This window comes from Streptomyces sp. MS191, from assembly GCF_008042125.1.
Lineage (GTDB): Bacteria > Actinomycetota > Actinomycetes > Streptomycetales > Streptomycetaceae > Streptomyces.
On record NZ_RDBI01000040.1, the window covers coordinates 280,897 to 301,711 of the forward strand.

Below are 20,815 nucleotides of genomic sequence, written 5' to 3' on the forward strand. Positions count from 1 at the left end.
GACTCCACCGGGTACGTCCAGCTGCCGCCGGTCCCCATGCCGGCCGCGCCGCCCGCCGAGCCCGGCACCGGAGCCGCCATCCGGCCGTGGATGGAGGCGACCTCCTCGTCCGAGAGGCGCCGGTTGCCGCTGCGCTCGGCGTTGCGTTCCAGCACGATCTCCAGACCCGGCAGCAGCACGACCGGAAGGAGGCCGGGGCCGACGTGCCGCTTCCAGCCGCCGAGGCCGACGACGGGCCGGTCGGGGAAGACGGCGTCGTCGAGGATGCAGGAGATGCCGTTGGCGAGGAAGTTGCGCGCGGCGAAGCCGCAGGTGCGGCGGGCCAGGCGGTACTGGGCCTCGGAGTGCTCGTTCCAGCCCGACTGCGGGTCCGCGAAGCCCGAGCACACCCACTCGCGCACGTCGTCGAGGCTGATGTGCGCGGTGGGCACGCGGCGGCTGCGGGCCCAGTGGCGGGCGACGGTGGTCTTGCCCGCTCCGGCGGGGCCGATCAGCAGGACGGCCAGGGTGGCGGCTCCGGTGCCGGGCTCGGCGGGCGGCGCGGCCGGCATGGGGACCGGCGGCAGCTGGACGTACCCGGTGGAGTCCCCGGCGGGCGGGCCGGCCGGGGGCGCGGCTCCCGGGCTCCCGGCCCGCCCGAGGCCCATCCGTGCTGTTCGGGCGGTGGCAACGGAGCCCCCACGCTGTGCTGCATCCGGCGCCACTCCGTCTCGCTCCCGGCCCGCCCGAGGCCCATCCGTGCTGTTCGGGCGGTGGCAACGGAGCCCCCACGCTGTGCTGCATCCGGCGCCACTCCGTCTCGTACGGCCGATACTCCGGGGAACGTTACCGCCCCCGGCCCCGAACAAGGGAACGGGCGGGGGCGGTTCGACGTGCCCGGAGGCCGCCGTGTGGGCGTCAGGCGGTGAGTTCCTCGGCGAGCGCACGCAGCGCGAGCCGGTAGGAGCCGATGCCGAAGCCGGCGATGGTCCCGGTCGCCACGGCCGCGACGACCGAGGTGTGCCGGAACTCCTCCCGCGTGTACGGGTTCGAGATGTGCACCTCGATCAGCGGCGCGGTCCGCTGGGCGGCGGCGTCGCGCATCCCGTACGAGTAGTGCGTGAACGCGCCCGGGTTGAGGACGACCGGCACGGATCCGTCGGCAGCCTCGTGCAGCCAGCGGATCATCTCGCCCTCGTCGTTGGTCTCGCGCACGTCGACGTCGAAGCCCAGCTCCTCGCCGAGGGCCCGGCACGACTCCACCAGGCCCTTGTACGACGTGGCGCCGTAGATGTCGGGCTCACGGGAGCCGAGCCGGCCGAGGTTCGGGCCGTTGAGCACCAGGACCCGCCGGAGCTCGCTCACGCGGACACCTCGCCGTAGGCGGCGAGCAGCACGGCCGGGTCGGGGCCCTCCATCACGGTCGGCTTGCCGAGCCCGTCGAGGACGATGAAGCGGAGCAGATCGCCGCGGGACTTCTTGTCCACCTTCATCGTCTCCAGCAGCTTGGGCCACTGGTCGCCGCGGTAGGTCAGCGGCAGGCCGACCGACTCCAGGACGCTGCGGTGCCGGTCGGCGGTGGCGTCGTCGAGCCGTCCGGCCAGCCGGCCGAGCTCCGCGGCGAAGACCATGCCGACGGAGACGGCGGCGCCGTGCCGCCACTTGTAGCGCTCGTTCTTCTCGATGGCGTGCGCGAGGGTGTGGCCGTAGTTGAGGATCTCGCGGCGGCCGGACTCCTTGAGGTCGCCGGAGACGACCTCTGCCTTGACCTTGATCGAGCGGACGAGCAGCTCGGCGGTGTGGGGGCCGGCCGGGGTGCGGGCGGCCTGCGGGTCCTCCTCGATGAGGTCGAGGATCACCGGGTCGACGATGAAGCCGGCCTTGATGATCTCCGCGAGGCCGCTGACGTAGTCGTGCACGGGCAGCGAGTCCAGTGCGGCGAGGTCGCACAGCACGCCGGCGGGCGGGTGGAAAGCGCCGACGAGGTTCTTGCCCTCGGCGGTGTTGATGCCCGTCTTGCCGCCGACCGCCGCGTCGACCATGGCCAGCACGGTCGTCGGGACGGCGATCCAGCGCACGCCGCGCAGCCAGCTCGCGGCGACGAAGCCAGCCAGGTCGGTGGTCGCGCCGCCGCCCACGCCGACGATGACGTCGGTACGGGTGAAGCCGGTCTGGCCGAGCGCCTTCCAGCAGTAGGCCGCGACCTCGACGGTCTTGGCCTCCTCGGCGTTCGGCACCTGGATGGCGACGGCCTCGTAGCCCTGGTCGGCGAGGTCGGCGCGCAGGGCCTCGCCGGTCTCGGCGAGGGCCTCGGGGTGGATCACGGCGACGCGCCTGGCCTTGTCGCCGATCAGGGTGGGGAGCTCGCCGAGCAGCTGCCGGCCGACCAGCACCTCGTACGGATCCGTGCCCGCCGAACCGCCGACCTCGATGCGGGTGACTTCCTGGTCCGTCATACGTCCTTCTTCAGCTCCAGTGCGTCGAGGACCGCGCTCGCGACCTCTTCGGGGGTGCGGTCGTCGGTGGTGACGACGACGCGTGCGACTTCGGTGTAGAGGTGGCGGCGTGCCTCCATCAGCTCGCGCCACTGGCGGCGCGGGTTGACGGCGAGCAGCGGCCGCGCGGTGTTGAGGCCCACGCGGCGGACCGCCTCCTCGACGTCCATCGAGAGATAGGCGACGGGCAGGCCGCTGAGCAGTTCACGGGTCCCGGCGTCCAGGATCGCGCCGCCGCCGAGGGCGAGGACGCCCTCGTGCTCGGCGACCGCGGTGCGGACGGCCGCCCGCTCCAGGGCGCGGAAGTGCTCCTCGCCCTCCTCGACGAAGATGTCCGAGATCTCGCGGCCCTGGGCGGCGACGATGTCGGCGTCGGTGTCCCGGTAGGGCGCGCCCAGCAGCTCGGCCAGGAGCGCGCCCACCGTGGACTTGCCGGAGCCCATCGGCCCGACCAGGACGACCAGCGGTCCGTGCGGCACGGCCGCCGTCACCGGATGTGCAGGTTGTCGAGGTACGACCGGACGTTGCGGCGGGTCTCCGGGACGCTGTCGCCGCCGAACTTCTCGACGACGGCGTCCGCGAGGACGAGCGCGACCATGGCCTCGGCGACGATGCCGGCGGCGGGCACGGCGCAGACGTCGGAGCGCTGGTGGTGGGCCTGGGCGGCCTCGCCGGTGACGACGTCGACGGTGGCCAGCGCGCGCGGGACGGTGGCGATGGGCTTCATCGCCGCACGGACGCGCAGCAGCTCGCCGGTGGTCAGGCCGCCCTCTGTGCCGCCGGAGCGGCCGGAGGTGCGCCTGATGCCCTCGGGGGTCGTGACGATCTCGTCGTGCGCCTGCGATCCGGGCACCCGGGCGAGGTCGAAGCCGTCGCCGACCTCGACGCCCTTGATGGCCTGGATGCCCATGAGGGCGGCGGCCAGCCGGGCGTCCAGCCGGCGGTCCCAGTGGACGTGGGAGCCGAGGCCGACGGGCACGCCGTAGGCCAGGACCTCGACGACGCCGCCGAGGGTGTCGCCGTCCTTGTGGGCCTGGTCGATCTCCGCGACCATCGCCTTCGAGGCGTCGGCGTCGAGGCAGCGGACCGGGTCGGCGTCGAGCTTCTCCACGTCGGCGGGCGTCGGGTAGACGCCGTACGGGGCCTTGGCCGCCGCCAGCTCGACGACGTGGGAGACGATCTCGATGCCCGCGGCCTCCTTGAGGAAGGAGCGGGCGACGGCGCCGAGGGCGACGCGGGCGGCGGTCTCCCGGGCGCTGGCGCGCTCCAGGATCGGCCGGGCCTCGTCGAAGCCGTACTTCTGCATGCCGGCGAGGTCGGCGTGGCCCGGGCGGGGCCGGGTCAGGGGCGCGTTGCGGCCCGTCTCCTTGAGCTCCGCGGGGTCGACCGGGTCGGCCGACATGACCTTCTCCCACTTGGGCCACTCGGTGTTGCCGACCATCACGGCGATCGGGGAACCGAGCGAGAGCCCGTGGCGGACGCCGCCGAGGAAGGTGATCTCGTCCTGCTCGAACTTCATCCGCGCGCCGCGTCCGTAGCCGAGACGCCGCCGCGCGAGGTGGTCGGCCACCAGCTCAGTGGTGACCGGGACGCCGGCGGGAAGGCCCTCCAGCGTCGCGACCAGGGCGGGTCCGTGGGATTCCCCCGCAGTCAGCCAACGCAACCTGCTCAACGATGCTCCTCATGCTCGCGCCTGGCACTGCAACGGCACGACCGGGTGCGCGGCCCTGGCCCGCCGACCTCGATCCTCCCACGTCCGGGGCCCCGACCTGATAGCCGGTCCATTAGTCGGACGATGCGGAACGAAAAGCCCGGGCAATCGTCGGAGCGTGGCACACCGGTTCGACGGGGGCGCCGGACCGGTGTGCGGCGGGTGCCCGGGTCAGTGGGCGGAGGGCAGCGCGGCGGCGCCGGCCGCCCGCATGGCCGCCAGGGGTCCGGGCGCGCGGCCCGTCATCTGCTCCACCTGCAGGACGGCCTGGTGGACCAGGAGGTCGAGGCCGCCGACGACCGGTCCGCCGCGCTCCTCCCAGGCTGCCGCGAGCGCGGTCGGCCAGGGGTCGTAGAGCACGTCGAAGAGGGTGCCGGGCGCGTCCGGGACCCGCGCCGCGAGGGCGTCGGTGGTCCCGGCCGGGGTGGTGGCGATCACCAGCGGCGCGGCGAACGCCTCCGCGGCGTCCGCCCAGTCGGCGGTGCGGACGTCCGCTCCCAGCCGCTCGCCCCAGCCCCGCATCTCGGCCGCCCGGGCCTCGCTGCGGACGTAGGCGGTGACGGGGCCGGCGCAGATCCGGGCCAGGGCGGCCAGCGCCGAGGACGCGGTGGCTCCCGCGCCGAGGACGGCGGCGGACTCCACCTTCTCCACGCCCCGCTCGCGCAGGGCCGCGATCATGCCGGGGATGTCCGTGTTGTCGCCGAGCCGGCGGCCGTCCTCGGTGAGGACGACCGTGTTCACGGCCTCGACCGAGGCGGCCGTGTCGCTGATCCCGTCGAGCAGCGGGATGATCGCCCGCTTGAGCGGCATGGTCAGCGACAGTCCCGCCCATGAGGCGTCCAGACCGGCGACGAAGCCGGGCAGCGCCTCCTCGTCCACCTCGAAGCGGTCGTACGTCCAGTCCGTGAGCCCGAGCGCGGCATAGGCGGCCCGGTGCWGCACCGGGGACAGCGAGTGGGCGATCGGGGAGCCGAGGACGGCTGCGCGCCGTGGTGCGGGCATCAGTTGTTCCTCGACTTGTTGAACTGCTCGACCAGCTTCTGGTGCTCGGCGTTGGTCTTGGTGAACTTGGACGACTTCCCGTCGAGGGAGATGAAGTAGTACCAGCCGTCGCTCGTCGGGTTGACCACGCCCTGCATGGCCTCGGCGCCCGGGTTGCCGATCGGTCCGGGCGGCAGCCCGCGGTAGTAGTACGTGTTGTACGGGTTGTCGTACTTGCGCAGTTCCTCGAGGGAGAGGTCGAGCTTGCTCTGGTTCTTCACGTAGTTGTACGTGGAGTCGAACTCGAGCATGCCGTTGGTCTGCACGTTGCCCGGCTTCAGGCGGTTGTAGACGACCTCGCCCATCTTCCGGAAGTCGTCGTGCGAGGTCCCCTCCGCCTGGACGAGGCTCGCGATGGTGACGAGCTCCCACGGTCCCTTGACGCCGAGCTCCCTGGCCTTGGCCTCCAGGTCGAACTTCGCGTACTCCTGGTTCGCCCGCGCGACCATCTTGCGCAGCACGTCCTCGGGCTTCTGGCCCTTGGCGACCGGGTAGCTCGCGGGGAAGAGGAAGCCCTCCAGCGGGTCCTTGAGCTTGGAGTGGCCGGCGGCCCAGGTCGGCAGGCCGAGCTTCCCGGCCTGCGCCTTGGCCACACCCTGGGTGGTGCCGGGCTCGAGTTCGAGCTTCTTGTCGATCTGCTCGTAGACCCAGACGTTGCGGCGGCCCTCGGGGATGACGAAGTTGGCCTGGCTCGCCGGGTTCAGCATCAGCGAGACGGCGCTCTCCGCGGACATCTCCTTCTTCAGCGTGTACACGCCCGCCTGGATGGTGTTGCCCTTGGCGTTCTTGCCCTGGGCGGAGACGAAGGCGTCGACGCTCTTGACGACGCCGGCCCGTTTCAGGATGTTGCCGATCTCGTAGCCGCCGGCGCCCTTGGGGATCTCGACCTGGACCGAGCCGGAGCCCGCGCCCGCGAAGTCGGGTGCCGCACCGAACTGGCCCTGCCAGAACTGGTAGCCGAAATAGCCCACGCCGCCGACGCCGCCCGCGAGGACGAGCGCGACGACGAGGCAGGCGCAGCCGTTCTTGCTCTTCTTCTTGCCCTTGTCCTTGCCGCGGCGGTCACGGCCGCCGGTGCGCGAGCGGGACTCGGCCGGGTCGTCGTCGTACTCGTCGTCGCCGTCGTCCTCGCCGGTGAAGAAGGGGTGCTTCTCCTCCTCCGGGGCCTCCGCCTGCCAGTCGGTCTCCGGCTCGGGTTCGGCCGGACGGGCGGGCGGTGCCTGCCGCCGGCCGGGGGGCTGCGGCGGCGGGTACGCCTCCGGGGTGCCGTAGAGGTCCGGGCTCTGGCCCCCGTAGGGATCGGCGGGGGTGGCGCCGTACGGCATCGCCGCCTGGCCCGTCTCCCAGCTCGTGTCGTACTGCTGTGCGGGGTACCCGGGCGTGTCGTAGCCCTGGCCCTGCTGCCCCTGCTGGTGTCCGTACGCGCCCTGCTGCTGCCCGCCGTACGTCTGGTCGCCGTACGCGGGATCGGCGTACCGAGGATCGTTGTACTGGGCATCGTTGTACTGCTGATGCTGCTGGTACGCCTGCTGCTGGGGATGCTGCGGCTGCTGGTACTGGGGGTGGTAGCCCTGCCCCTGGGCCTGCCCCTGGGGCTGTCCCTGCCCCTGAGGCTGACCCTGGGCGTACGGGTCCTGCTGGCCGTACTGCGCCTGCTGCGGGTACTGCTGCTGCTGGCCTCCCCATCCCTGGTCCCCGTACAACGGGTCCTCGGGATGCCACGGTTCGGAGCCGGAGCCCCGGCCATACTCAGTCATCGATCCCCAAACAGCCGCGAGACGTCCGGACGGTCCGCCTCTACGTAGTGCGGCAGCTGTTCGAATGCCGCCGCATCGCGCGGAACGTTACCGTATCGCGATCAGGTGACCACTTCGACGCCCTCGCCGGGCGGATTACCTGATACCCGTTCGGACTCAAGAGCGTTTTGAAGGATGATCACAGCGGCGGCCTGATCGATGACGGACCGCCCCTTCTTCGACTTCACGCCGGAGGCCCGCAGCCCCTGGCTGGCCGTCACGGTCGTCATCCGCTCGTCCACCAGCCGGACGGGGACGGGGGCGATCCCGCGGGCCAGCACCTGGGCGAAGGCCCGCACCTTGGCCGCGGCCGGCCCCTCGCCCCCGGAGAGGGAGCGAGGGAGGCCGACCACGATCTCGATCGGTTCGTACTCCTCGGCGATCTGCCTGAGCCGCCGGTGGGCGGCCGGGACGTCACGTCCCGGCACGGTCTCCACCGGGGTGGCGAGGACCCCGTCGGGGTCGCACGAGGCGACCCCGATCCGGGCGTCCCCGACGTCGATCGCGAGACGGCGACCGCGGCGCATCGTCACGCCGTCTCCGTCACGAGGCGCTCGACGGCGGCGATGGCCTCGCCGACCGCCTCCGGGTTCTGGCCGCCGCCCTGGGCGACGTCCGGCTTGCCGCCGCCACCGCCGCCGAGGGTCTTGGCGGCCGTGCGGACCAGTTCGCCGGCCTTGAGACCGCGCTCACGGGCCGCCTCGTTGGTGGCGATGACCGTCAGCGGCTTGCCGTTGGCCGTGGTGAACAGGGCGACGACGGCGGGACGGCCGCCCGAGATGCGCCCGCGCACGTCGAGGACCAGCCTGCGCAGGTCGTCGGCGCCCGTGCCGTCCGGGACCTGACCGGTCACCAGGGCGACACCGCGGATGTCCTGGGCGCCCTCGACGAGACCGGCGGCGGCCTGGAGGACCTTCTCCGCGCGGAACTTCTCGATCTCCTTCTCGGCGTCCTTCAGCTTGCCGAGCATGGCGGAGATCTTCTCCGGCAGCTCCTCGGGGCGGCCCTTGACCAGCTCCTGGAGCTGGGCGACGACCGTGTGCTCCTTGGCGAGGAAGTTGTACGCGTCGACACCGACGAGGGCCTCGATCCGGCGCACGCCGGAGCCGATGGAGGACTCGCCGAGCAGCTTCACCAGACCCAGCTGGGCGGTGTTGCCGACGTGCGTGCCGCCGCACAGCTCCTTGGAGAAGTCGCCGATGGTGACGACACGCACCTTCTCGCCGTACTTCTCGCCGAACTCGGCGATGGCGCCCTGGCGCTTGGCCTCGTCGATCGGCATGACCTCGGCGTGGACCTCCAGCTCGCGCGAGAGGACCTCGTTGATCTTCTGCTCGACGTCGGTGAGGACGGCGCCGGGAACGGCGTTCGGCGAACCGAAGTCGAAGCGGAAGCGGCCGGGCTGGTTCTCGGAACCGGCCTGGGCGGCCGTCGGGCCGAGGGCGTCGCGCAGCGCCTGGTGGGTGAGGTGGGTGGCCGAGTGGGCACGGGCGATGGCCCGGCGGCGGCGCACGTCGATGGTGGCGTAGGCGGTGGAGCCCACGGTCACCTCGCCGACCTGGACGGAACCCTTGTGCACGGAGACACCGGGCACCGGCTGCTGGACGTCGCGGATCTCGATGACGGCGCCGCTGTGCAGCCTGATCCGGCCCTGGTCGGCGATCTGGCCGCCGCCCTCGGCGTAGAACGGGGTGCGGTCGAGGACGACCTCGACGTCGTCGCCCTCGGAGGCGGCCGGCGACGGGAGCCCGTTGACGAGCAGGCCGACGACGGTGCTCTCGCCCTCGGTGTTGGTGTAACCGGTGAACTGGGTGGCGCCGCTGGTGTCGGCGATCTCCCGGTAGGCGGTGACGTCGGCGTGACCGGTCTTCTTGGCCTTGGCGTCGGCCTTGGCGCGGTCCCGCTGCTCCTTCATCAGGCGGCGGAAGCCGTCCTCGTCCACGGAGAGGCCCTGCTCGGAGGCCATCTCCAGGGTGAGGTCGATCGGGAAGCCCCAGGTGTCGTGGAGCAGGAACGCCTTGTCGCCGGAGAGGACCGTGCCGCCGGCGGCCTTGGTCTCGGTCACGGCGGTGTCGAGGATGTTGGTGCCGCCCTTGAGGGCCTTGAGGAACGCGGCCTCCTCGGCGAGGGCGACGGTCTCGACGCGCTTGCGGTCGGTGACGAGCTCCGGGTACTGCTCGCCCATCGTCCCGATGACGGTGTCCACCAGGTCCTGGACGACCGGGCCGGTGGCGCCGAGCAGGCGCATGTTGCGGACGGCGCGGCGCATGATGCGGCGCAGGACGTAGCCGCGGCCCTCGTTGCCGGGGGTGACGCCGTCGCCGATGAGCATCACGGAGGTGCGCATGTGGTCGGCGACCACGCGCAGCGAGACGTCGCTCTCGTGGGACTTGCCGTAGTCGACGCCGGTCAGCTCGGTGGCCTTGTCGATGACGACCTTGAGGGTGTCCGTCTCGTACATGTTCTGGACGCCCTGGAGGATCATCGCCAGGCGCTCCAGGCCGAGGCCCGTGTCGATGTTCTTCGACGGCAGCTCGCCGAGGATCGGGAAGTCGTCCTTGCCGGAGCCCTCACCGCGCTCGTACTGCATGAAGACCAGGTTCCAGATCTCCACGTACCGCTCGTCGTTGACGGCCGGGCCGCCCTCGACGCCGAACTCGGGGCCGCGGTCGTAGTTGATCTCGGAACACGGGCCGCAGGGGCCGGGGACGCCCATCGACCAGTAGTTGTCCTTCTTGCCGAGGCGCTGGATGCGCTCGGCGGGGACGCCGACGACGTCGCGCCAGATCTGCTCGGCCTCGTCGTCCTCCTGGTAAACGGTGATCCAGAGCCGCTCCGGGTCCAGCCCGTAGCCGCCGTGCTCCACCGAGGTGGTCAGCAGCTCCCAGGCCAGCTTGATGGCGCCTTCCTTGAAGTAGTCGCCGAAGGAGAAGTTGCCGCACATCTGGAAGAACGTGCCGTGGCGGGTGGTCTTGCCGACCTCTTCGATGTCCGGCGTCCGGACGCACTTCTGCACGCTGGAGGCGCGCGAGAACGGCGGCTTGACCTCACCGAGGAAGTACGGCTTGAACGGCACCATGCCTGCGGGGACGAGCAGCAGAGTCGGGTCGTCCGCGATGAGCGACGCCGAAGGGACGACGGTGTGACCGCGCTCCTCGAAGAAGCTCAGCCAGCGGCGGCGGATTTCAGCCGACTCCATCAGTGGTCCTCATTCCGGTTGTACGGGATCGTGCGGTGGATGTGCGTGGGGTTCTGCGGGGAACGCTGCGGCGGCTCGTCGAGGGCGAAGAGACGGCGCTGCGCGGGGAGTTCCCGCCCGGGCTGTGCCTCGATGCCCAGCACCTCCTCGAGTTCGGCCTCGCGCTGGGCCATGCCCGCCCTGACGTCGAGGGCGAAGTCCTTGAGACGGTGGCCGGCCTCGACCGCCTTGTTCGCCGCCTGCGCGGCGAGGCTCTCGGGCGTCAGCTGCCGGAGCTTCCGGTTGACCTTGGTGGTGGCCCACACGCCGGCGGCTGCGCCGGCGGAGAACCAGAACGTACGGCGGAACATCGAGGCWCAGCCCTTCTGCTTCCGGCGCCGCGCCGGCGGCACCGTGCGACCGACGACGACGGCACGTGGCGAGGGCGCCTGGGGTGCCCCGTCCCGGTTCCGGCCGAGCGCCTTGCGCACGCCGTAGCCGAAGGCCGCGACCTTCACGAGCGGACCGCCGAAGGTGGAGGCGACGGTGGTCGAGAGCGCCGAGGCGTTCGAGGTGACCTCCTGGACGTCCGAGGTGATCGCGTCGACGCGGTCGAGCTGCGTCTGCGCCGACCGCACGGTCGCGGAGGCGTCGCCGAGCAGCGGCACCGCCTGTTCGGTCACGTCCGCCACCAGTCTGGTGGTCGCCTTGAGCGTCTGCGCCAGCCTCACCAGCACCACGGCGAGGAAGGAGACGAGAATCGCCCAGAACACGGCCACCAGGATCCCGGCAACCTCTCCACCGGTCACTCCGCACCACTCTCCGCCGTCGTCGGCCCTTGCCAAAAGTCGTCCTCCGACCCTATCGCGCCCGTGGTCTTGCGCCGTACCGCATTACGGCGGGCATCGCCGCTCGTGGGAGGGGGATCGCGCGATCCGATTGTACGGAGCGCGTGCGGCTGGGTACGCTCCGTGTCCCATGCGAAGGAGTAACCTCCCCGCGGAGCTGAACCGGTTCGTCGGACGGGCGGGCGAGCGGAGCGAACTGGCCCGGCTGCTCGGCGAATTCCGCCTGGTCACCGTGGTGGGCGTGGGTGGCGTCGGCAAGACGCGGCTGGCGTTCGCCGTGGCCGCCGGGACGGAGGGGCGGCACCCCGACGGGGTGCGCGTGGCCGCGCTTTCGGCGCTGCGGGATCCGGGCCTGGTGGCCCATGCCCTGGTCGAGGCGCTGGGCCTGACGGATCACACGCTGCGCGCGCCGCGCGAGTTGCTCGTCGAGCACCTGGCCGACCGCCGGCTGCTGCTGGTCGTGGACGGCTTCGAGCACCTCGTCGAGGCGTGCGCCCCGCTGCTCCGGGACCTGCTGACCGCCTGCCCCGGGCTGACCGTGCTGGCGGTGGGACGCCGTCCGCTGCGGCTGGACGGGGAGGCGGTCCTCACCCTGCCGCCGATGGGCGACGAGGACGCGGTCGCCCTGTTCGCCGAACGGGTCGCGGCGACGGGCGCCGGCGCTCCCTCGGTCGAGAACCCCGGCGCCGTACGGGAGTTGTGCCGGCGGCTCGACGGGATCCCGCTGGCCCTGGAGCTCGCGGCCGCCCGGATGCCGCTGCTCACCGTCGAGCAGATGCTGCACCGGCTCGACGACCGCTTCCGGCTGCTCTCGACCGGCACCCGCGGCGCCCTGCCCCGCCATCAGACGCTGCGGACCGCGATCGGCTGGAGCCACGAGTTGTGCACGCCCGAGGAGCGGCTGCTCTGGGCGCGGCTCTCGGTGTTCGCCGGGCCCTTCGACCTGGACGCGGTGGAGTACGTCTGCGGCGGCCCCGGTCTCCCGGCCGAGCGGGTCCTGGAGGTGCTGGGCGAACTGCTCGCGCAGTCGCTGGTGTCGCGGGTGGACACGCCCGCGGGGCCGCGCTACCGGATGCTGGGCACGGTCGCCGCGTACGGGGCGCAGTGGCTGGCGGAGCTGGGGGACGGCGAGCGGATGCGCCGACGGCACCGCGACTGGTACACGGGGCTGGCGACCTGGTGCGAGCTGGAGTGGTTCAGCCCGCGGCAGGCCGAGGTGGCGGCCTGTACCGAGGTCGCGCTGCCCGACCTCCGGGCGGCCCTGGAGCTGTGTCTGGAGGAGCCGGACGAGGCGCATCTGGCGCAGCACCTGGCGGGCACGCTCTGGTTCTACTGGGCGGGGTGCGGGCGGCTCGCGGAGGGCCGGCACTGGCTCGACCGCGCGCTGGCGTTCGACTCGGAGCACGAGGACGCCCGGCTGAAGGCCCTGTGGGTGCTCGGCTACGTGGCGATCCTGCAGGGGGACGGCACGGCGGCGGTGGCGGCGCTCCACGAGTGCGGCGAGCGGGCGCGGGCCACCGGGAACCGGGTGGCGCAGGCGTACGCCACGCACCGGATGGGCTGCCTGGCGCTGCTCTCGGACGACATGCCCCGGGCGGAGCGGCTGATCGGCGAGGCGCTGGCGGCCTACCGGGAACTGGGCGAGCTGAACAGCAACGTGCTGATGGGCCAGGTCGAGCTGGCGATGGCCCGGGTGTTCCAGGGGGACCTGGAGAGCGCGGTGGCGCTGTGCGAGGAGGTCCGGGAGATCTGCGAGGAGCGCGGCGAGCGCTGGACCCGGGCGTACGCGCTCTACGTGCTGGCCTACGCGGCCTGGACCCGGGAGGAGCAGGGCGAGGCGCGCCGGCTGCTGTCCGAGTGCATCACCATCGACCACGCCTTCCACGACCTGGTGGGGCTGGTCCTCGCGATCGAGCTGCTGGCCCTGGTCACGGCGAGCGAGGGGGACGCGGCGGAGGCCGCGGTCCTGCAGGGGGCCACGATCCCGATGTGGGACGCGGTGGGTCTGCGGCTGTTCGGCTCGGTGTCCTTCAGCGGGCCGCGCGCGCTCTGCGAGCGGGAGGCGGGCCGGCGGCTCGGCGTGGAGCGCTACGCGGCGTCCCTGCGCGAGGGGATGACCCTTCCGCTGCACGTCGCGGTGGAACGGGCGCTGCTGGAGCGACGGGATCCGGCCACGGGCGCGCGGGGGCCCGCGTACCCGCGCCCCTTCCGTACGACGGTCCCGGACACGCGGAAGCCCGCCGGCTCCCCCACCGGAAAGGGCGGGGAAGCGGCGGGCTGAAGACCGCGAAGTGCGCGGAGCTCCTACGCCTGGATCAACGGGCGTAGTACTCGACGACCAGCTGCTCGTCGCAGATGACCGGGATTTCCTTGCGGTTCGGGTCGCGGTCGAGGCGGAAGGCCAGGGCCTTCAGGTTGACCTGCAGGTAGCGCGGGGTCTCACCGTCGGCGGCGAAGCCACCCTCACGGGAGACCTGGAACAGCGGCTTCTCGCGCGAGCGCTCGCGGACCATCACGACGTCGTCGGGACGGACGCGGAACGACGGCTTGTCGACCTTGCCACCGTTGACCTGGATGTGACCGTGCACGACCATCTGGCGGGCCTGGTAGATGGTGCGGGCGATGCCCGAACGCAGGACCAGGGCGTCGAGGCGACGCTCGAGCTCGACGACCAGCGCCTCGCCCGTCTTGCCCTCGGCCTTCTTGGCGCGGTCGTAGGCGCGCGCCATCTGGCGCTCGCTGATGTCGTACTGCGCACGCAGGCGCTGCTTCTCGAGCAGACGGACCTTGTAGTCCGAGTTCTGCTTGCGGCCACGGCCGTGCTCGCCCGGCGGGTACGGACGGGCTTCGAAGTACTTGACAGCCTTCGGCGTCAGCGCAATACCGAGCGCACGCGACTTCTTGACCTTGGGACGCGACTGGTTAGGCACGTTCTCCAGACCTCCGTTGTAGGTTAGGTTAGGCTCACCTTACTCAAGGAGATCGCATGTCTCGCCCTGGGAACACCACGCGCATCACAGACAGCAGCACAAAGAACGATGCTTCATCCTTGGATGGCATCGATGTGACGGAGGTCCGATCAGCTCATGGTCAGCCGCGTCCCAGCGGGCTTGAAATCGCACGGATGCCGTCAGCAGCCGAGCGCACACGAACTCTCGTACAGAGTACATGCTCCGCGGTGCTGCTCGTCCCGGGGGCCTCGGCCGCCCGTCCCGAGCAGCTGACCCCCCAGGCCCGGGCGATCGGCCCGGACGGCGAGATCCTCCTGCTGTTCCCGGCCGACGCACCGCCGGTGCGGGCCGCGACCCACGCCCAGGACGACGAGCTGGCCGTCGTGCTGGAGCTCACGGACGTGGCACCGGTCTCCGTCCCCCACCGGATCCGCGGGCGGGCCTGGGTCTCCGGCTGGCTGACCTGCCTGCCGGGCGTCGCCGAACCCGGCAGCATGATGCTGCGCCTGGAGGTGGGCGAGGCCCGCGTGGACGACCTGTGGGGCGCCTCCCCGGTCGACGCCGAGGCGTTCGCCGCGGCGGCCCCCGACCCGCTGCACGCCCACGAGACCGAGCTCCTCCAGCACCTGCACGCGGCCCACGGCGAGCAGGTGCGCGCGCTGAGCGGCCTGCTCGGCGCGCGCTCGGCGGCGATGGCACCGACGCGCGACGTGGCGCCGCTGGCCCTGGACCGGTTCGGCCTCCGGGTCCGCTTCTCCGCCGGACCGCAGCAGTGCTTCGACGCGCGCTTCGACTTCCCCGAGCCGGTACGGGACGTCTCCGGCCTGCGCCGCGAGATGCACCGCCTCTTCGACGCGGCCCGGTCCGACCGCTGCTGACCGCCAGAGGCCGCCGGCCTTCCCGGTGGCGCCCGCCTCTCGACGGAGGCGACCCGCAGCCCGCACTCGGCCACGCCCTCGCCCGGACAGGACCTAGCCGTCGCCCTTCAGGCGCTCGCGGACCTTCTCCACGACGTCCGCGTAACGCGCCTCCGCGCCGTAGCGCGTCGGCTCGTAGTACCGCCTGCCGTGGACCGCGTCCGGGGCGTACTGCTGGGCGGCGATGCCGCCCGGCACGTCGTGCGGGTACACGTAGCCCTGCGCGTGGCCGAGCTTGGCCGCGCCCTTGTAGTGGCCGTCCCGCAGATGCGCCGGGACCGGACCGGCCAGGCCGTTCCGTACATCCGCCCGGGCCGCGAAGATCGCGGTGGTCGCCGCGTTCGACTTGGGGGCCAGGGCGAGGGCGATGGTGGCGTGGCTCAGGGTGAGCGCGGCCTCCGGGAAGCCGATCAGCGCGACGGCCTGGGCCGCGGCGACGGCCGTCGGCAGGGCCGTCGGGTCGGCGAGGCCGATGTCCTCGCTGGCCGAGATCATCAGGCGCCTGGCGATGAACCGGGGGTCCTCCCCCGCCTCGATCATCCGCGCCAGGTAGTGCAGTGCCGCGTCCACGTCCGAGCCGCGGATCGACTTGATCAGCGCGCTGGCCACGTCGTAGTGCTGGTCACCGTCCCGGTCGTACTTCACCGCGGCCCGGTCGACGGTCTCCTCGACCGTCTGGAGCGTGATCTCCTGCTCGCTCTTGGCCAGGGCCGAGCCCGCAGCCGCCTCCAGGGCGGTCAGCGCCCGCCGGGCGTCCCCTCCGGCGATCCGCAGCAGGTGCGCCTCGGCGTCCTCGGGCAGGGTGACCGCCCCGCCGAGCCCGCGCTCGTCCGTCAGGGCCCGCCGCAGCAGGTCGCGCAGGTCGTCGTCGGTGAGCGACTCCAGGGTGAGGAGCAGGGAGCGCGAGAGCAGCGGGGAGATGATCGAGAAGTAGGGGTTCTCCGTGGTCGCCGCGATCAGCGTCACCCAGCGGTTCTCCACCGCCGGGAGCAGCGAGTCCTGCTGGGCCTTGGAGAAGCGGTGGATCTCGTCCAGGAAGAGGACGGTCTCCTTGCCGTAGCCGCCGGCCGCCCGCCGCGCCCCGTCGATGACGGCGCGGACCTCCTTGACCCCGGCGGTGATCGCGGAGAGCTCCACGAAGCGCTTGTTGGTGGCCTTGGAGACCACGTACGCGAGGGTCGTCTTGCCGATGCCGGGCGGCCCCCAGAGGATCACCGACGAGGCGCCGGCCGGTCCGCCGCCGCCCTCGCCGACCAGGCGGCGGAGCGGGGATCCCGGCTTCAGCAGATGCTGCTGGCCGAGGACCTCGTCCAGGGTGCGCGGGCGCATCCGGACGGCCAGGGGGCTGCTGGACGGGTCCTTCTCCTGGCGTTCTTCGGCGGCTGCGGTAAAGAGGTCGGGCTCCACAGTGATGAAGCCTAAGTCAGGGCACCGACAACCCCGGCGGGCGGACCGCCCGGCGAGGGGGTCCGGAGGGCGGTCGCCGGGCCGGGACCCGGACCGCGCGCCCTGCGCCGAGCCGGACTCAGCTGGTCCAGAAGTCCCACCAGCGGGTCAGGATCAGCATCCCGATGATGCCGATGTGCAGCACCGGCAGCACCCAGGTGAACTCGTCGAAGAAGGTCCGCAGGCCCCGGGGAGCCGGGATGACCCCCGAGCGGACGTTCTGCGAGGTGACGTACCAGAACATGACGATGGTGGCGACCCAGGCCAGGCAGCACCACAGGCACAGCGAGTTGATCTCGTACAGCGACTGGTGCATCAGCCAGGTGCAGAACCCGACGCCGAAGAGCGTGCCGGCGTTCAGGCCGAGCCAGTACCAGCGGCGGTAGCGGGCGCCGGCGAGGAGCGCGACGCCGATCGCGACGACCATGGCGTAGGTGACGAGGCCGAGCATGGGGTTCGGGAAGCCGAACACCGACGCCTGCTCGCTCTTCATGATGTTGCCGCAGGAGACGACCGGGTTCAGGCTGCAGCCCGGCGTGAAGCTCGGGTCCTCCAGCAGCTTGAACTTGTCGATCGTGATGACCCAGGCGGCGAGCAGCCCGGCGGCGCCGGTGATCACCAGCAGCCAGGCGAAGGCCCGGCTCGCCCCGATCGTGCGACCGTCGCGCTCCCCCGACACCTGGTCCACCGCTGCGTTCGTCATATCCGCCGTTCCGTCGCTCGCTGCCTTGCCTCTGGGCACGGTCATTCTGCCGCACGGGCGCCGCTGTCCACCGTTCGGTGGACATAAGAAGGACCGGTGGACGGGCAGGGAATCCCGCATTCCGCAGGACGCTCGACCCATGACGGACACGGACACGGAATTCGCGGTACGGGTACGGGGGCTTCGCAAGCGGTACGGCGACGTCACCGCGGTGGACGGCCTCGACCTGGACATCCGCCACGGCGAGGTCTTCGGCGTCCTGGGCCCCAACGGCGCGGGCAAGAGCACCACGGTCGAGATCCTCCAGGGACACCGGTCCCGCGACGCCGGTGAGGTGTCGGTGCTCGGCGCCGACCCGGCCGAGGGGGGCGGGTCGTGGCGCGCGCGGGTCGGCATCGTCTGGCAGGACGAGTCGGCGCCGGCCGAGCTGACGGTGCGGGAGACGGTACGGCACTTCGCCCGCTACTACCCCTCGCCCCGGGACCCGGAGGAGACGATCGCCCTGGTCGGCCTGGCGGAGAAGGCGGACAGCCGGATCAAGGCGCTGTCGGGCGGCCAGCGGCGCCGGCTGGACGTGGCGCTCGGGGTGATCGGCGGGCCGGAGCTGCTGTTGCTCGACGAGCCGACGACCGGCTTCGACCCGGCGGCCCGCCGGCAGTTCTGGGAGCTGATCCGGCGGCTGGCGGCCGAGGGCACCACGATCCTGCTCACCACGCACTACCTGGAGGAGGCGGAGGCGCTCGCGGACCGGCTGGCGGTGGTCTCCGCGGGCCGGGTGGTGGCCGAGGGGCCGCCCGGGCGGCTGCGCGACGAGCACGGCTCGGGCGCGACCGTCTCCTGGACCGAGGCCGACGGCTCGCCGCGGAGCGAGGTCACGGCCACCCCCACCCGCACCGTCGCCGCGCTCATGGCGCGCTTCGACGGCGAGATCCCCGGGCTGGCGATCGGCCGGCCCACCCTCGAGGACGTCTATCTGCGCCTGACCGGGCAGGAGGTGGCCCGATGACCGCCACGACGACGGGGAAGCGCGACGCGGCGGAGGCCGCCGCGCCGGGACGGGCCGAGCGCGGCACCTGGGCGCTCGCCTGGTCCCTCGGACTGAGCCGGGGCGGGCTGGAGCTGAAGCAGTTCTTCCGGATGCGCGAGCAGGTGGTCTTCACCTTCGCCTTCCCGATCGTCTTCCTCTTCCTCTTCGCGTCGATCTTCGGCGACGAGATGGAGGGCACGGGCACCACGGCCGCCCAGCACTACGTGGCGTCGATGATCGCCGCCGGGATCATGTCGACCAGCTTCCAGTCGCTCGGGATCTCGATCGCGGTCGAGCGGGACGAGAAGCAGCTGCGCCGCCTGCGCGGCACGCCGATGCCCCCGGCCGCGTACTTCCTCGGCAAGGTGTGGCTGGTCCTGGTCACCTGCCTGCTGGAGACGGCGGTGCTGCTCGCCTTCGGCACCACGCTGTACGACGTCGAGCTGCCCGGCGACCTGACGGGCTGGCTGACCTTCGGCTGGATCTTCCTGCTCGGCCTGACGGGCTGTTCGCTGCTGGGGATCGCGATCAGCAGCGTGCCCCGGTCGGCGAAGAGCGCCACCTCGGTGGTCGTCCTGCCCTTCCTGGTCCTGCAGTTCGTGTCGGGGGTGTACATCCTCGTGGACGCGCTGCCGGACTGGATGCTGACCGTCGGCTCCGTCTTCCCGTTGAAGTGGATGGTGCAGGGGCTGCGCGGGGTGTTCCTGCCGGACGCGGCGGCGGTCCTGGAACCGGCGGGCAGCTGGGAATTCGGCCGCATCGCCCTGGTCCTGGGCGCCTGGTGCGTCGGAGGATTGCTGCTGTGCCTGCTGACATTCCGCTGGAAGAACCGCGACGACGCATGAGCGAGCCCGCCGGCGCCCGGGACTCGGACGTCCACGACCGGACGTTCCTGAACTGGGACGTGTACTTCGCCGTCGTCTGGGTGGGCACGCTGGCCTTCGCGCTCGGCGCGGAGCACCCGGCGTGGCCCGTCCGGCTGGCGGCCGCCGGCGTCTTCTCCCTGCTCGTGCCCTGGTACCTGCTGGCGGGCCGGCCGCTGATGGTGTCCGGCCGGCAGGACGACACCGCGGCCGTGCGGCGGTATCTCGCGGGGGCGCTCGCGGTGTACCTGGCGGCGGCGGTCCTGGTCGGGGAGACCCGGCTGGCCGCCTTCCTGCTGGTACCGCAGTGCTTCATGCTGCTGCGGGTCGGGGCCGCCCGGCTCGCGGTGACCGTCGTCAACCTGGTGCCGGTGCTCGGCTGGGCGCTGGTGTGGCGGCCCACGGCGGCCGACGTCTTCCTCAACTCCGTCTTCGCCGCCGTCACCTGCTGCTTCTCGGTCGTGCTCGGCACCTGGATCATCCGGGTCCTGGACCAGAGCGAGGAGCGGGGCCGGCTCATCGCGGAGCTGGACGCGAGCCGGGAGGAGGTCGCCCGCCTGTCGGCGGAGCACGGCGCCCTCGCGGAGCGGGCACGGCTGTCCCGGGAGATCCACGACACCCTCGCCCAGGGCTTCACCAGCCTGCTGATGCTGGTGCAGGCCGTGCAGTCGGAGCTGGACCGGGACCCCGACGCGGCCCGGCGCCACCTGGACCTGATGGCGGACACCGCCCGGCAGAACCTCGCCGAGGCGCGTGCCCTGGTCGCGGACGGCGCCCCGGCGGACCTCGCGGGCGGCTCGCTCGCCGAGGCCCTGCGCCGCCTGACCGGCCGTCACGAGGCGGCCGCGGCGCTGACCGTCACCGGAACGGAACGCGCCCTGCCGGCCGCCCTCGAAGTGGTCGCCCTGCGCTCCTGCCAGGAGGCGCTGTCCAACGCCCGCAAGCACGCCGGGCCTTCGGCAGCCGTCTCCGTCTCCCTGCACTACGCCGAGCGGTCGCTGCTCCTCTCCGTACGGGACGAGGGGCGCGGGTTCGATCCCGGGGCGCCGCACGCGGGGTACGGGCTGAGCGGACTGCGGGCGCGCGCGGCGGAGGTCGGCGGGGCCGCGGCCGTACACAGCGGTCCGGGCCACGGCACCACCGTCACCGTCGAACTGCCCGTCCCCGCCTGGAGTCCCGCATGACCGCGCCTGTCTCCCCCATCCGTGTCCTGCTCGCCGACGACCATCCCGTCGTGCGGGAGGGGCTGCGCGGCATGCTCGCCGCCGAACCCGGCCTCGACGTCGTCGGCGAGGCGTCCAGCGGGCCCGTCGCGGAGGCGCTGTGCGCCGAGCTCAGGCCCGACATCGTGCTGATGGACCTGCGGATGCCCGGCGGCGGGGGTGTCGACTCGATCCGGCGGATCACGGCGGCGGGACTGCCGTGCCGGGTGATCGTGCTGACCACCTACGAGACGGACGGGGACATCCTGCGGGCCGTCGAGGCGGGGGCGGCGGGGTACCTGCTGAAGGACCTGGCCCGGGGCGAGCTCGCCGACGCGATCAGGGCGGCGGCCCGGGGCGAGACGGTCCTGGCCCCGTCGGTGGCGGCCCGTCTGGTCGACCAGCTCCGGGCCAGGCCGGAGCGCCCGCGGCTGTCGGAGCGCGAGCGGGCGGTGCTCCGGCTGGTCGCGGAGGGGTGCACGAACGCCGAGATCGGGCGCCGGCTGCACATCGGGGAGTCGACGGTGAAGACCCATCTCCTGCGGGCCTTCGGCAAGCTCGGGGTGGACGACCGCACGGCGGCGGTGACGAGCGCCCTGCGGCACGGCCTGCTGGACGGCTGAGCCGGGGCGGCGCGGGCTGCGCTCCCCCGAACCGC

The 20,815-nt window shown here is 72.5% G+C and carries 19 protein-coding genes and 1 pseudogene; 6 read left to right on the forward strand and 14 right to left on the reverse strand.

Features of this window, described 5'->3' with window-relative positions; genetic code table 11:
* The 11 genes and pseudogenes from EAO71_RS08130 to EAO71_RS38645 form a co-directional block, all read right to left on the reverse strand.
* On the reverse strand, positions 1-647 hold a 647-nt coding region (locus tag EAO71_RS08130; RefSeq protein WP_261992058.1), incomplete at its 3' end, for an AAA family ATPase.
* Positions 648-897: 250 nt separating this feature from the next.
* Positions 898-1,344 carry a type II 3-dehydroquinate dehydratase gene (gene aroQ, locus EAO71_RS08135; protein ID WP_147977100.1) on the reverse strand — a complete coding sequence of 149 codons (447 nt, stop codon included), beginning with the start codon at positions 1,342-1,344 and terminating at the stop codon, positions 898-900.
* Complete coding sequence (gene aroB / locus EAO71_RS08140; RefSeq protein ID WP_147977101.1) at positions 1,341-2,435, reverse strand: 3-dehydroquinate synthase; 1,095 nt, start codon at positions 2,433-2,435, stop codon at positions 1,341-1,343. Before aroB ends, aroQ begins: the two co-directional genes overlap by 4 nt.
* Positions 2,432-2,917: a shikimate kinase gene (locus EAO71_RS08145; protein ID WP_384871847.1), complete on the reverse strand. Its 486-nt coding sequence runs from the start codon at positions 2,915-2,917 to the stop codon at positions 2,432-2,434. Before EAO71_RS08145 ends, aroB begins: the two co-directional genes overlap by 4 nt.
* A gap of 44 nt (positions 2,918-2,961) precedes the next feature.
* Positions 2,962-4,146 (reverse strand): chorismate synthase, encoded by a 1,185-nt coding sequence (aroC, locus tag EAO71_RS08150; protein WP_147977102.1) that lies wholly within the window; start codon positions 4,144-4,146, stop codon positions 2,962-2,964.
* A 210-nt stretch (positions 4,147-4,356) separates the two neighbouring features.
* Entirely contained in the window at positions 4,357-5,187 is an 831-nt protein-coding gene (locus EAO71_RS08155) for a shikimate dehydrogenase (protein WP_147977103.1), read from the reverse strand.
* A complete protein-coding gene (gene mltG / locus EAO71_RS08160; RefSeq protein ID WP_147977104.1) occupies positions 5,187-6,983 on the reverse strand; it encodes an endolytic transglycosylase MltG in 1,797 nt (598 codons plus the stop codon). Before mltG ends, EAO71_RS08155 begins: the two co-directional genes overlap by 1 nt.
* Positions 6,984-7,084: 101 nt before the next feature.
* Entirely contained in the window at positions 7,085-7,549 is a 465-nt protein-coding gene (gene ruvX / locus EAO71_RS08165) for a Holliday junction resolvase RuvX (RefSeq protein ID WP_147979172.1), read from the reverse strand.
* Between the two features lie 2 nt (positions 7,550-7,551).
* Positions 7,552-10,221: an alanine--tRNA ligase gene (alaS, locus tag EAO71_RS08170; RefSeq protein ID WP_147977105.1), complete on the reverse strand. Its 2,670-nt coding sequence runs from the start codon at positions 10,219-10,221 to the stop codon at positions 7,552-7,554.
* The gene (locus EAO71_RS38640; RefSeq protein WP_261992217.1) at positions 10,221-10,571 is read right to left on the reverse strand and encodes a DUF6167 family protein; all 351 of its coding nucleotides are present in this window, start codon (positions 10,569-10,571) and stop codon (positions 10,221-10,223) included. Before EAO71_RS38640 ends, alaS begins: the two co-directional genes overlap by 1 nt.
* Before the next feature lie 12 nt (positions 10,572-10,583).
* A pseudogene (locus tag EAO71_RS38645) lies at positions 10,584-11,009 on the reverse strand (DUF948 domain-containing protein); the annotation flags it as partial.
* Between the two features lie 169 nt (positions 11,010-11,178).
* On the opposite strand from EAO71_RS38645, the gene EAO71_RS08180 reads away from it, so the two are divergent.
* Complete coding sequence (locus EAO71_RS08180; protein WP_147977106.1) at positions 11,179-13,329, forward strand: ATP-binding protein; 2,151 nt, start codon at positions 11,179-11,181, stop codon at positions 13,327-13,329.
* Positions 13,330-13,363: 34 nt separating this feature from the next.
* On the opposite strand, the gene rpsD is transcribed toward EAO71_RS08180, so the two are convergent.
* Complete coding sequence (rpsD, locus tag EAO71_RS08185; protein ID WP_147977107.1) at positions 13,364-13,978, reverse strand: 30S ribosomal protein S4; 615 nt, start codon at positions 13,976-13,978, stop codon at positions 13,364-13,366.
* 194 nt (positions 13,979-14,172) lie between these two features.
* On the opposite strand from rpsD, the gene EAO71_RS08190 reads away from it, so the two are divergent.
* Complete coding sequence (locus EAO71_RS08190) at positions 14,173-14,877, forward strand: DUF2470 domain-containing protein (RefSeq protein WP_147979173.1); 705 nt, start codon at positions 14,173-14,175, stop codon at positions 14,875-14,877.
* 93 nt (positions 14,878-14,970) lie between these two features.
* Here the strand turns inward: EAO71_RS08190 and EAO71_RS08195 are convergent, their stop codons facing one another.
* Both EAO71_RS08195 and EAO71_RS08200 read right to left on the reverse strand, forming a co-directional pair.
* On the reverse strand, positions 14,971-16,323 hold the full coding sequence (locus tag EAO71_RS08195) for a replication-associated recombination protein A (RefSeq protein WP_147977108.1): 1,353 nt from the start codon (positions 16,321-16,323) through the stop codon (positions 14,971-14,973).
* Between the two features lie 118 nt (positions 16,324-16,441).
* Positions 16,442-17,065 carry a vitamin K epoxide reductase family protein gene (locus EAO71_RS08200; RefSeq protein ID WP_147977109.1) on the reverse strand — a complete coding sequence of 208 codons (624 nt, stop codon included), beginning with the start codon at positions 17,063-17,065 and terminating at the stop codon, positions 16,442-16,444.
* A 139-nt stretch (positions 17,066-17,204) separates the two neighbouring features.
* Between EAO71_RS08200 and EAO71_RS08205 the strand changes: the two genes are divergently transcribed.
* The 4 genes from EAO71_RS08205 to EAO71_RS08220 are packed head-to-tail and all read left to right on the forward strand — an operon-like array spanning position 17,205 to position 20,780.
* Entirely contained in the window at positions 17,205-18,071 is an 867-nt protein-coding gene (locus tag EAO71_RS08205; protein ID WP_147977110.1) for an ABC transporter ATP-binding protein, read from the forward strand.
* Positions 18,068-18,937, forward strand: a complete 870-nt coding sequence (locus EAO71_RS08210; RefSeq protein ID WP_147977111.1) for an ABC transporter permease — start codon at positions 18,068-18,070, stop codon at positions 18,935-18,937. The genes EAO71_RS08205 and EAO71_RS08210 overlap by 4 nt, the downstream gene beginning before the upstream one ends.
* A complete protein-coding gene (locus EAO71_RS08215; protein WP_147977112.1) occupies positions 18,934-20,139 on the forward strand; it encodes a sensor histidine kinase in 1,206 nt (401 codons plus the stop codon). The genes EAO71_RS08210 and EAO71_RS08215 overlap by 4 nt, the downstream gene beginning before the upstream one ends.
* Positions 20,136-20,780, forward strand: coding sequence for a response regulator (locus EAO71_RS08220; protein ID WP_147977113.1), 645 nt, complete (start codon positions 20,136-20,138; stop codon positions 20,778-20,780). Before EAO71_RS08215 ends, EAO71_RS08220 begins: the two co-directional genes overlap by 4 nt.
* The last annotated feature ends 35 nt before the right edge of the window (positions 20,781-20,815 follow it).